Consider the following 11,646-nt stretch of genomic DNA (forward strand, 5'->3'; position numbering starts at 1 on the left):
ACGACCCCGGCTTCAAAGCCTTCCACCAGGCCCTCCTCGCCCGTGGAAAGCCCATCAAGCTCGCCATCGTCGCCGTCATGCGAAAGCTCATCGAAGCCGCCAACCTCATCCTCCACAGAGGCCAGCCCTGGGTCAAAACCCGACCCGCTTGAACATGGTTGCTCACCGGGCTTCGCCGGGAGCTCCCTCGCAGGGGAGCAATGAACTCCCTAATTCCTCCCCCTCCCGAGGGCAGGGCTATTGCATATGGAATCCGCCTATCGAACGACTTGCGTGTGCAAGATTTTCTCGATCGAAAAGCGGGTAGCAAGACAAGAACAGTAGCCGCTTCCGGGATAACAGACGCTCACCCGTTCCGGTTCCTTTTCCGAGGCCCCGCCATATGCGATTCCCCTGCTGGAAGGGGGAGGTGGACCGCGAAGCGGGAAGGAGGGGTTTTCTGAGAGGCCGCAGCGCCCCCTCAGTCGGCTTCGCCGACAGCTCCCCCGCAGGGGAGCAATGACTCAGTACTTCCTCCACCTCTTGCGGGGGAGGTGGACCGCGAAGCGGGCCGGAGGGGGTTGCTGAAGGGCTCGCGCCCCCTCAGCGGGGCCGGGGCTCCGGCGTCAGGCGGCGTAGTCCTGCAAGGGGCGGACGTCGAGGGGGCCGTGGGCCATGGCGGTGATGGCCTGGGCCGCCGCCAGGGCGCCCGCCGAGGTGGTGAAGTAGGGAATCTTCATCATCAGGGCGGTGCGGCGGATCTCGTAGCTGTCGGCCAGGGACTGCTTGCCCTCGGTGGTGTTGAAGACCAGCTGGACCTCGCCGTTCTTCATCGAGTCGACGATGTGCGGCCGGCCCTCGAGGACCTTGCGCACCCGCTCCACCGAAAGACCTTGGTCGGCCAGGTAGGTCGCGGTCCCGCCGGTGGCGAGCACCCTGAAGCCCCGCTCCAGCAGCAGGCGGACGGGCTCGACGATCCAGGGCTTGTCGGTGTCCTTCACCGAGACGAAGACCGCGCCGGTGGCCGGCAGGACGGTCCCGCCGCCCAGCTGGCTCTTGGCGAAGGCCCGGGCGAAGGCCGGGCCGGGCCCCTCGCCCTCGCGCCGCCAGTCCAGTCCCATGACCTCGCCGGTCGAGCGCATCTCCGGCCCGAGGACAGTGTCGACCCCGGCGAAGCGGGCGAAGGGGAAGACCGCCTCCTTCACCGCCACGTGATCGTAGGGCGTTTCGGCGAGGCCGAAGCCCGCCAGGGGCTGGCCGGCCATCACCTTGGCTGCAATGCCCGCCAGGGGCCGGCCGATGGTCTTGGCGACGAAGGGCACGGTCCGGCTGGCGCGCGGGTTGACCTCCAGCACGTAGATGCGCGGCGCCTCGGAGTGGGGCTCCTCGATGGCGAACTGGACGTTCATCAGGCCCTTCACCCCAAGGGCGAAGGCCATGGCCTCGGTCTGGCGCTTCAGTTCGGCGATGGTCTCGGGGCGGAGGGAGAAGGGCGGAAGGGAACAGGCGGAGTCGCCCGAGTGCACCCCGGCCTCCTCGATGTGCTCCATCACGCCGGCCACGAAGACCGTCTCGCCGTCGCAGAGGGCGTCGACGTCTACCTCGGTGGCGCGGGAGAGGTACTGGTCGATCAGCACCGGGCTGTCGCCTGACACCTGGACGGCGGTGGTGATGTAGCGTTCGAGCTGCTCGTCGTCGCGGACGATCTCCATGGCCCGGCCGCCCAGCACGTAGGAGGGGCGGATCACGACCGGATAGCCCACCTTGTGGGCCGCTGCGAAGGCCTCCTCGCGGGAGCGGGCGATGGCGTTGACCGGCTGGGCGATCTGGAGCCGGTGCAGCAGCTGCTGGAAACGCTCGCGGTCCTCCGCCAGGTCAATGGCGTCCGGGGTGGTGCCGAGGATGGGAATGCCCGCCTCCTCCAGGGCCTGGGCCAGCTTGAGCGGCGTCTGGCCGCCGAACTGCACGATGACCCCGAGGAGGGTCCCGCGGGACTGCTCGACGGCGATCAGCTCGAGCACGTCCTCGGCCGTGAGGGGTTCGAAGTAGAGCCGGTCGGAGGTGTCGTAGTCGGTGGAGACCGTCTCCGGGTTGCAGTTGACCATGATCGACTCCACCCCGATGTCGGCAAGGGCGAAGGCGGCGTGGCAGCAGCAGTAGTCGAACTCGATCCCCTGGCCGATACGGTTCGGCCCGCCGCCCAGGATGATCGCCTTGCGCCGGTCCGAGGGCTCGCTCTCGCATTCCGGAGCCTGCCCAAGGGCGCCGGTCTCGTAGGTCGAGTACATGTAGGGGGTCTCGGCGCGGAACTCGCCGGCGCAGGTGTCGATCCGCTTGAAGACCGGCCGCACGCCCAGGGCGCGGCGGGCGGTGCGGACGGCGGCCTCCGACTGTCGGGCCAGGTGGGCCAGGCGGGCGTCGGAGAAACCCTGCGCCTTGAGCGCCCTGAAGGCGTGCGCCTCGGCGGGCAGGCCGCCGGCCCGCACCAGTCCCTCCTGGCGCACGAGGTCACGGATCTGCCGCAGGATCCAGGGCTCGTAGGAACAGGCGCCGTGGACCTCCTCGACGGTCAGCCCATGGCGGAAGGCTTGGGCGATCACCCGCAGGCGGTCAGGCGTGGGAACGCCGAGGGCGCGGACCACCGCAGCCTTGCCGGTCTCTGGGTCCGCAGCGCCCTCGATCTCGATCTCGTCCAGCCCGGTCAGGCCCGTCTCCAGGCCGCGCAGGGCCTTCTGGAGGCTTTCCTTGAAGGTGCGGCCGATGGCCATGACCTCGCCGACCGACTTCATGGAAGTTGTGAGGTAGGGCTCGGAACCCGGATATTTTTCAAAGGCAAAGCGCGGAATCTTCGTAACGACGTAATCGATCGAGGGCTCGAAGGAAGCCGGCGTCGCCCCGGTGATGTCGTTCATCAGCTCGTCGAGGGTGTAGCCCACCGCCAGCCGGGCGGCGACCTTGGCGATGGGAAAGCCCGTGGCCTTGGAGGCCAGGGCCGAGGACCGCGAGACCCGCGGATTCATCTCGATGACGACCATCCGGCCGTCCTTGGGATTGACGGCGAACTGGACGTTCGAGCCTCCCGTTTCGACCCCGATCTCCCGCAGGACGGCGATCGAGGCCGACCGCATGATCTGGTATTCCTTGTCCGTCAGGGTCAGGGCCGGCGCCACGGTGATGGAGTCGCCGGTATGAACGCCCATCGGGTCGATGTTCTCGATGGAGCAGACGATGATGCAGTTGTCCGCCTTGTCGCGGACGACCTCCATCTCGTACTCCTTCCAGCCCAGGACGCTCTCTTCGATCAGCACCTCGGTGGTGGGGGAAAGGTCCAGCCCGCGCTCGACGATCTCCCGGAACTCCTCGACATTGTAGGCGATGCCGCCCCCGGTTCCGGCCAGGGTGAAGGAAGGCCGGACGATGGCGGGAAGACCGACGAAATCGAGACCCTCAAGGGCCTCCTCAAGGGTATGGGCGGCCTTGGACTTCGGGCTTTCCAGACCCAGCTTGTCCATGGCGTCGCGGAACTTCTGGCGATCCTCGGCCTTGTCGATCACCTCGGCCCGGGCGCCGATCATCTCGACCCCGTAGCGGGCCAGGACGCCGCGGCTCTCCAGGGCCAGGGCGGTGTTCAGGGCCGTCTGACCGCCCATGGTCGGCAGGAGGGCGTCCGGGCGCTCCGCGGCGATGATCTTCTCGACCATCTCCGGCGTGATGGGCTCCACATAGGTCGCGTCGGCCACATCCGGGTCCGTCATGATCGTGGCGGGGTTGGAGTTGACCAGGATGATCCGGTAGCCCTCGGCCCTCAGGGCCTTGCAGGCCTGGACGCCTGAATAGTCGAACTCGCAGGCCTGGCCGATGACGATGGGGCCCGCGCCGATGATCAGGATCGATGAGATGTCGGTGCGTTTGGGCATGGAAACACTCGCGCGCAGGGCCAGCGCGCGCGCCTGCGCGCTGCGTCCCGGCCGGATTGAAGGCTAAGGCGCCCGTTTAGAGGGGGAGTCGGGGCGGTGCAAGCGGGGATGCCCGGGCCGATGGCCCGGCAGGCCTCCACTCACAGAAAAAAGGGGTCGAAGAAAGAACCGCCAAAGAAAAACGGGCCGGCGTTTCCGCCGACCCGTTGAAGAGGTTCCCTTCCGGGACGAGGTCAGACGGACAGGTTGCCCGCAGACATCTTCCCGCTGCGCTTGTCGCGCTCGAGCTCGTAGTTCACCTTCTGACCTTCATTGAGCGAGCGGAGGCCCGCACGCTCAACGGCGGAGATGTGCACGAACACATCGGGGCCGCCCTCGTCAGGTTGAATGAAGCCGTAGCCCTTGGTTCCGTTGAACCACTTCACGGTGCCGGTAGCCATATTGATCGATCGTCCTTGATATATAGGCCCGCAACCCCGGAGTTGGGGCGCACGGGATCAAAAATCGAAGGAGGTCGGAAGCAGGCCCGCTGCGTCAGAAGAAGCGTCGAAAAAGCAGCCGAACCTACGAGATTTGACAAGGTAGTGTGGCGGAAATCGCTCCCTCTGGCAAGCGGCCCGCTTTCCGGCCTCCTCTGAGGAGCTCGAGGCGAAGCCCGGTGAGGGGCAAGGGCGGTTGAGCCGCCCCTCTGCCTGGCGCTGCATCAGGACCGGGCGGCGTCCATGAGGTCGGCGAAACGCCGGAAAAGATAGAGAGAGTCCGTCGGTCCGGGCGAGGCCTCGGGGTGGTGCTGGACGGAGAAGACCGGGCGACCGGTCAGGGCGATGCCGGCGTTGGTGCCGTCGAACAGGGAGACATGGGTCTCCTCCACGCCGGCCGGCAGGCTTTCCCGGCTGACCGTGAAGCCGTGGTTCATGGAGACGATCTCCACCTTGCCGGTGGTCAGGTCCTTGACCGGATGGTTCGCCCCGTGATGGCCCTGCTCCATCTTCTCGGTCTTCGCGCCGAGGGCGATGGCCAGCATCTGGTGGCCAAGGCAGATGCCGAACACCGGCGTGCCGGAGTCCGCAAGCCTGCGGATCTGCGGGACGGCGTAGCTCCCGGTCGCCGCAGGATCGCCAGGTCCGTTGGACAGCATGACGCCGTCGGGCTTGAGGGCCAGGATCTCCTCGGCGGAGGCCGACGCCGGAACGACGGTGACCCGGGCGCCGAGCGAGGCCAGGGCGCGCAGGATGTTCCGCTTCACCCCGAAGTCCATGACCACGACGTGGTAGCGGTCCTGGGCTGGCCGGGCATAGCCCTCGGGCCAGCCATAAAGGCCCTCCTCCCAGGTGAAGGCCTGGCGGCAGGTGGCGTCCTTCGCAAGGTCGAGGCCGACGATCCCGGCCCATTCGGCCGCCTGCCGGCGCAGGGCGGCCAGGTCGAAGCGGCCGTCCGGATCGTGGGCGATGACGGCGTGGGGCATGCCCTGCTCGCGGATCCGGCGGGTCAGGGCGCGGGTGTCGACCCCGGACAGGCCGATCACGCCCCGGCGGGTCATCCAGGCCCCGAGGTCGGACTCCGCGCGCCAGTTGGCCGGCGGGGTCGGGGCGTCGCGGAAGATGGCGCCCCGGGCGGCGGTGGCGGAATCGCCCGTCACCTGCTCGAGGTCCTCGGTGTTGACCCCGACATTGCCCACGTGGGGGAAGGTGAAGGCCACGATCTGGGCCATGTAGGAGGGGTCGGTGAGGATCTCCTGGTAGCCGGTCATGGCGGTGTTGAAGCAGACCTCGCCCACCGCTGCGCCGGTGGCGCCGCAGCCTTCACCCTGCAGGACGGTTCCGTCAGCCAGAACCAGGACGCCCGTGACGCCGGGGAGGAGTTCGCTCATGGCAGGCCGCTCCAGAGGCAGGGTGGGGGCTCGCAAAAAGGCGGGCGAGGATGCATCCTGCCCGCCCTTCGGCCGTTCCGGGTCTGGTAATGACTCGCGGCGGGCCGGTCAATGCGGCGCGCCGGCGCAAGCCCTGCGGAGGGATCCATGTCCGAGACCGTCTTCATCGATCCCGACCGCGAAGCCTGGGCGATCTTCAAGGGCCTGCCGTCGAACGCCCCCATTCACATGCTGAACCTCATCCGGCTGCGGGAGCTCGCCGCCTATCCCGAGGGGCATGAGGACCGCGACCGCGGTCTGTCGGGCCTCGAGGCCTACCGGGCCTATGGCCGCACCACCGCCCACATCCTCGCCCGTGTCGGGGGACGGCAGGTGTGGGCGGGCAAGCCCGAGGTGACGGTGACAGGCCCGCAGTCCGAGGCCTGGGACCTGGCCTTCATCGCCCAGTATCCCGACGCCCGGGCCTTCATCGAGATGGTGCGCGACCCTGAGTACCGCGTGCTGGTCGCCCACCGGACGGCCGGCGTGGCCGATTCCCGGCTCATCTGCATGTCGCCCCGAGAGCCCGGCGAGGGCTTCGGCGAGTAAGGCCCCCCATGAAGCGCATCACCACCATCGGCCTCGATGCCGACGACACCCTCTGGCACAATGAAACCCTGTTCCGCCTGACCCAGGAGCGGTTCTGCGACCTGTTGTCCGACCGGGCCGACCCCGAGGCCCTGATGGCGAGGCTGGCGGAGGTGGAGGCGCGCAACCTTCGGCTCTACGGCTATGGGGTAAAGGGTTTCACCCTGTCGATGATCGAGACGGCCATGGAACTCACCCATGGCGAGGCGCCGGCGTCGGTGGTGCGCGAGATCCTGGCCGCAGGACGCGAGATGCTGAACGAACCGGTCGAGCCCCTGCCGGGGGTGGAGACCGCCCTGGCGAGCCTGTCGGCCGCCTATCGCCTGGTGCTGGTGACCAAGGGCGACCTCCTGCACCAGGAGCAGAAGCTGGCGGCCTCGGGGCTGGGCGACCTGTTCGTGGCGGTCGAAATCGTCAGCGAGAAGACAGCCTCGACCTATTCCGCCGTCTTCGACCGGCATGGGTCCGGTCCGGCCCGGTCCGTCATGTGCGGCAATTCCATGCGGTCGGACATCCTCCCCGCCCTCGAGGCGGGCGCATACGCCGCACATGTGCCCTATCCCATGACCTGGGCGCACGAGCACGCCGACCCGCCGGTCGGGCACCCGCGATTTGCGGAACTGGCGGCCATTGGTGAGCTGCCGGCCTGGGTGGCGGGTCTGGATTAGGGGATCCCCTTGTTCCGGTCCTCCGGGACTCCGTGGAAGGCCGGCTGCAAGCCGCCAAACCGGCTATCGGGCGGCGCCCTCTTCTGACCATCCCCCATCGCGTCGCCCCTCGGTCAAGGCCTTGGCCAGCACCAGGTCGTGATAGTCGTTGGCGCCGACGCGGAAGGTGCGCACGCCGACCTGGGCGAAACCCTGGCGGGCGTAGAAGCCGAGGGCCTGGACGTTCCGCGAGTAGACCCCCAGCAGGAGCCTGTGGAGGCCGTCCGCGCGCGCCGAGGCCTCGGCCGCCGCGAGCAGGGCTGCGCCGCCGCCCGCTCCCTGAAACCGATGCAGCAGGTAGATCCGCTTCAGCTCCACATCAGCCGGACCCGTCGGCAACGGCAGGTCCGGCGGGCAGGACAGGGCGAAGCCTACCGGCGCGCGGGTGTCCGCCATCTCCGCCATCCACGCCCGCCAGCCCGGCGTTGATAGCCAGGTGCGGTAAAGCTGCGGCCGGTTCTGTTCCTCGCAGTGAGCCAGGATGTCCGACGCCGGCAGGACGTCGGCATAGGACTCCAGGAAGGTCGCCCGGCTGACCAGGGCCAGGGCCTCGGCGTCCTGCGGGCCGCAGGGGCGGATCGAGATCGACATGGTCGCCTCCGGTAAGCCTCAGTTCAGCGCCGCGTATGGGCAAGCGCGCCGCCCTGCGCTAGGCATGGGAAAATCCCGAGGGGTCAAGCGGGAAGGAGACGGACATGGCGGGACGCGTTCAGGGAAAGGTGGCGCTCATCACCGGCGGGGCCAGCGGCATCGGCCTGGGCTGCGCCGAGCGACTGGCGCAGGAAGGTGCCGTCATCGTCATCACCGACATCCAGGACGACAAGGGCCGCGAGGCCGCCGAGGCCCTGCGCGCGACCGGCGCCAAGGCCGACTACCTGCACCACGACGTGACGAGCGAAGAGGCCTGGGTCGAGGTCATCGGGAAGGTGAAGGCCCTTCACGGCCGCCTGGACATCCTGGTCAACAACGCGGGCATCGGCCTGTCCGGCCCGGTCACCGAATTCTCGCTGGCCGACTTCAAGCGCCAGATGGCCATCAATGTCGACGGCGTCTTCCTGGGCATGAAGCATTCCCTGCCCCTGATGCGCGAGCACCAGGCGGGCTCGATCATCAACATCTCCTCGGTCGCCGGGCTGAAGGGCTCGCCCAACATGAGCGGCTACTGCGCCACCAAGGGCGCCGTGCGCCTGATGACCAAGTCCGTGGCCATGGAGTGCGCCAACGCCAAGGACGGGATCCGGGTCAACTCCATGCACCCCGGCATCATCGAGACCCCGATCTGGGACACCATCATCGGCACCGGCGGGCCCGGCGACAACGCCCGACCCCAGCGGGACCTCGCCCTCGACGCCCTGACCGAGACGGCCGTGCCCATGGGCGTGAAGGGCTTCCCCCTCGACATCGCCAACGGCGTCCTGTGGCTGGCCTCGGACGAAAGCCGTTATGTCACAGGCGCCGAAATGGTCATCGACGGCGGCCTGACCGTCCGTTGAGCCCCGCCGTGACCCCCACCCTGCACGTCATCTTCGGCCCCTCGGGCGCAGGCAAGTCGACCTACGCCGCCGACCTCGCCCGCCGCGAGCGTGCCGTCAGCTTCTCCATCGACGACTGGATGGCGCGGCTCTTCGCCCAGGACATGCCCCAGCAGCCGGACTTCAACTGGCTGATGGAGCGGGTCGAACGCTGCGAGGCCCAGATCTGGTCGACGGCGGCGGCGGTCATGGCCACCGGGACCTCGGTGGTGCTGGATCTGGGCCTGCTTCGGCGGTCAGACCGGGCCCGGGTGGCCGAGATCGCCCGCCTGTGCGAGCTGCCGGCCCAGTTCCACTACCTGACCGCGCCGAAGGAGGTCCGGCGGGGCCGGGTCCTGTCGCGGAACCAGATCCAGGGGGACGGGTTCTCATTTGTCGTCACCCCCGAGATGTTCGACTTCACCGAGGGGGTGTTCGAAGCCCCCGACGCTGATGAACTGTCATCTTGCCAGGTCGTTGAGAGCGCCTGACCCGGATAGAGGCCCGCGCCATGGTCTCGCCATGCTCGCCGGCGAGGTTCGGCGAGCGGGCGCAGGGGTCCGCAGCGGAGCCTGAAACATGCTGATCGGCCTCTTCGCCGCCGCCACGGTGTCGCTGCCGCCGCTCCCGGGGCTTCCGCAGGGCGCAGCCATTCAACCGCTTCCGCCCATCGAGCGCGCGCCCCAGGTGGTGTTCGTGGACCGCAACGGAGCCCGGATCGGCGTTCGCGGCGGCCGCTTCGGTCCCCCGGTGAACATCCGCAGCCTGCCGGCCCATGTTCCGGCCGCCTTCGTCGCCATCGAGGACCGGAGATTCTACAGCCATCCCGGCTTCGATCCCACGGCCATCGCCCGCGCTGCGGCCGCCAACCTGGCCGAGGGCGGCGTCGCCCAGGGTGGATCGACCATCACGCAACAGACCGCTCGCCTGCTCTTCCTGAACCAGGACAAGACCCTGGAGCGCAAGGCCCGGGAACTCGCCTTGGCGGTCCAGCTGGAACGGACCTTCAGCAAGCCGCAGATCCTTGGCCTCTATCTGTCGCGGATCAATTTCGGGAAAGGCGCCTGGGGCCTCGAGGCCGCAGCCTGGCGATACTTCAACAAGCCGCCCGCCCGCCTGACCGTGCGCGAAGCCGCCATGCTCGCCGCCATCCCGAAGTCGCCTACCGGCTACAACCCGGTCGACCAGCCGCGCCGAAACGCCGAGCGCGCCGGGCTGGTCCTCGACGCCATGGTCGAGACGGGAGCCTTGTCTCCGAAGGGGCGGACGGCTGCGCTGGCCGAGACCCCGCGGGTCTGGACCCGCGCTCCCGAAGCGTCCGCCCAATACTTCGTGGACTGGATGGACGCCCAGGCCCGACGCCGCGCCGGGCCTGTCCGCCAGGATCTGGTGGTCGAGACGACCCTGGACCTCCCCCTCGGGCGGGCGGCGGACGAAGCCCTCCGCGGCGCCGTCGCGAGGGGCGCCTCTCAGGGAGTGCAGCAGGGCGCCGTGGTGGTCCTGGAGGGCTCCGGCGCCGTGCGCGCCCTGGTGGGGGGGACCGACCACCTCACCGCCCCCTACAACCGCGCCACAGACGCCCGCCGACAGCCTGGGTCAGCCTTCAAGCCGTTCGTCTGGCTGGCGGCCCTGGAGGCAGGGCGCACCCCCGACAGCCAGGTCGTGGACGAACCCGTCGAGATCGGGGGCTGGTCGCCGGCGAACTACGAACCCGCCTTCCTGGGTCCGATCAGCCTCGAAGTCGCGCTGGCGCGCTCGGTGAACACCGTGGCCGCCCGGCTGGCGGACGAGGTCGGACGGGACACCGTCGCCGCGACGGCCAAGCGGCTGGGGATCTCGACCCCCATCCCCACCACGCCGGCCATGGCCCTGGGATCCGGCCTCGTCACACCGATGGACATGGCTGAGTCCTACGGCGCCTTCGCCTCGGGCGGCCGTCAGGTGCAGGCCTGGGGCGTCAGCCGCATCCGAACGGCCGGCGGCGCGGTGATCTGGGCCCGACCAGCCCCGCCTCCCGCCGCACAGGTGGTCTCCAACCCCGCCCTGACCGACCTGAACCGGATGATGCGGACGGTCCTGACCGCCGGCACAGGCGCCCGGGCGGCCATCCCGGGACGGGACCTCGCGGGGAAGACCGGCACGACTTCCGATTACCGGGACGCCTGGTTTGCAGGGTACACGGGGGGCGTCGTCGCCGTGGTGTGGCTGGGTCGCGACGACAACAGGCCGATGACAGGCGTCACGGGGGGCGGGTTGCCCGCGGACGTCTGGCGGACCGTGATGACCACCGCCCTCAAGCGCCTTCCCGCCGGACCGATCCCGCCAGGGCCGGCGCCGCCCCCGCCGCCTGCCGAACCCACTCCGGAGGCGCCTGTCGAGGTCGAGGCGGAGGGCGCCGTTTCGCCGTCGGAGCCCAGCGCCGGAAGCCCTCCGGAGCCAGGGCCGGGCCGGGAGACAGACCCCGGACGACCTTGACGCCAGGGGTTTGCTGCATTGCACCCTTGAGTTTCAGGCGGCCGGGACCTATCCTCCTTCCCCCACGGGCTCCCGCATTTCGGCGCGGCCCAAGTCCTCAGCGAAGACCCGAGACCAGCCGGTTATGGAAAAAGTGCCAATGACCGCCGAGGGCTATCACGCCCTCGACGAAGACCTGAAGCGTCTCAAGACGATTGAGCGGCCGACCGTGATCGCCGCCATCGCGGAGGCGCGCGCCCACGGCGACCTGTCCGAGAACGCCGAATACCACGCCGCCAAAGAGCGGCAGGGCTGGATCGAGGGGCAGATCGCCGACATCGAGGACCGCATGGCGCGGGCCCAGGTGATCGATGTCTCCAAGCTCTCCGGCAGTCAGGTGAAGTTCGGCGCGACGGTCTCCGTGGTCGACGAGGACACCGAGGACCAGGCCCGCTACCAGATCGTCGGCGAGCACGAGGCCGACGTGAAGGCAGGCAAGATCTCCATCACCTCGCCCATCGCCCGGGCCATGATCGGCAAGGAGACCGGCGACGTCGTCGCAGTCAACACGCCCGGCGGCG

At 69.0% G+C, this 11,646-nt stretch carries 10 protein-coding genes; 6 read left to right on the top strand and 4 right to left on the bottom strand.

Going from position 1 to position 11,646, the window contains the following annotated elements; all coding sequences use genetic code 11:
• Positions 1 to 605 precede the first annotated feature (605 nt).
• The 3 genes from carB to carA all read right to left on the bottom strand — a co-directional run bounded on the left by carB (position 606) and on the right by carA (position 5,766).
• Positions 606 to 3,896 (bottom strand): carbamoyl-phosphate synthase large subunit, encoded by a 3,291-nt coding sequence (carB, locus tag INE98_RS05860; RefSeq protein WP_293537328.1) that lies wholly within the window; start codon positions 3,894 to 3,896, stop codon positions 606 to 608.
• Between the two features lie 233 nt (positions 3,897 to 4,129).
• Positions 4,130 to 4,336 carry a cold-shock protein gene (locus tag INE98_RS05865; protein WP_110449532.1) on the bottom strand — a complete coding sequence of 69 codons (207 nt, stop codon included), beginning with the start codon at positions 4,334 to 4,336 and terminating at the stop codon, positions 4,130 to 4,132.
• Between the two features lie 263 nt (positions 4,337 to 4,599).
• The gene (gene carA, locus INE98_RS05870) at positions 4,600 to 5,766 is read right to left on the bottom strand and encodes a glutamine-hydrolyzing carbamoyl-phosphate synthase small subunit (protein WP_293537330.1); all 1,167 of its coding nucleotides are present in this window, start codon (positions 5,764 to 5,766) and stop codon (positions 4,600 to 4,602) included.
• Positions 5,767 to 5,913: 147 nt separating this feature from the next.
• Between carA and INE98_RS05875 the strand changes: the two genes are divergently transcribed.
• Together INE98_RS05875 and INE98_RS05880 are read left to right on the top strand one after the other, a co-directional pair.
• On the top strand, positions 5,914 to 6,354 hold the full coding sequence (locus tag INE98_RS05875; protein ID WP_293537332.1) for a DUF1330 domain-containing protein: 441 nt from the start codon (positions 5,914 to 5,916) through the stop codon (positions 6,352 to 6,354).
• A gap of 8 nt (positions 6,355 to 6,362) precedes the next feature.
• Positions 6,363 to 7,061 (top strand): HAD family hydrolase, encoded by a 699-nt coding sequence (locus tag INE98_RS05880; RefSeq protein ID WP_293537334.1) that lies wholly within the window; start codon positions 6,363 to 6,365, stop codon positions 7,059 to 7,061.
• A gap of 63 nt (positions 7,062 to 7,124) precedes the next feature.
• Here the strand turns inward: INE98_RS05880 and INE98_RS05885 are convergent, their stop codons facing one another.
• Positions 7,125 to 7,691, bottom strand: coding sequence for a GNAT family N-acetyltransferase (locus INE98_RS05885; protein WP_293537336.1), 567 nt, complete (start codon positions 7,689 to 7,691; stop codon positions 7,125 to 7,127).
• Between the two features lie 104 nt (positions 7,692 to 7,795).
• On the opposite strand from INE98_RS05885, the gene INE98_RS05890 reads away from it, so the two are divergent.
• The 4 genes from INE98_RS05890 to greA all read left to right on the top strand — a co-directional run.
• Entirely contained in the window at positions 7,796 to 8,593 is a 798-nt protein-coding gene (locus INE98_RS05890) for an SDR family NAD(P)-dependent oxidoreductase (protein WP_293537337.1), read from the top strand.
• A gap of 8 nt (positions 8,594 to 8,601) precedes the next feature.
• Positions 8,602 to 9,102 carry an AAA family ATPase gene (locus tag INE98_RS05895; RefSeq protein ID WP_293537338.1) on the top strand — a complete coding sequence of 167 codons (501 nt, stop codon included), beginning with the start codon at positions 8,602 to 8,604 and terminating at the stop codon, positions 9,100 to 9,102.
• Between the two features lie 88 nt (positions 9,103 to 9,190).
• The gene (locus INE98_RS05900; RefSeq protein WP_293537339.1) at positions 9,191 to 11,086 is read left to right on the top strand and encodes a transglycosylase domain-containing protein; all 1,896 of its coding nucleotides are present in this window, start codon (positions 9,191 to 9,193) and stop codon (positions 11,084 to 11,086) included.
• A gap of 124 nt (positions 11,087 to 11,210) precedes the next feature.
• The coding region (gene greA / locus INE98_RS05905; RefSeq protein ID WP_293537341.1) for a transcription elongation factor GreA at positions 11,211 to 11,646 on the top strand (436 nt) is incomplete at its 3' end.

Source organism: Phenylobacterium sp. (assembly GCF_020253645.1).
Classification (GTDB): Bacteria; Pseudomonadota; Alphaproteobacteria; order Caulobacterales; family Caulobacteraceae; genus Phenylobacterium.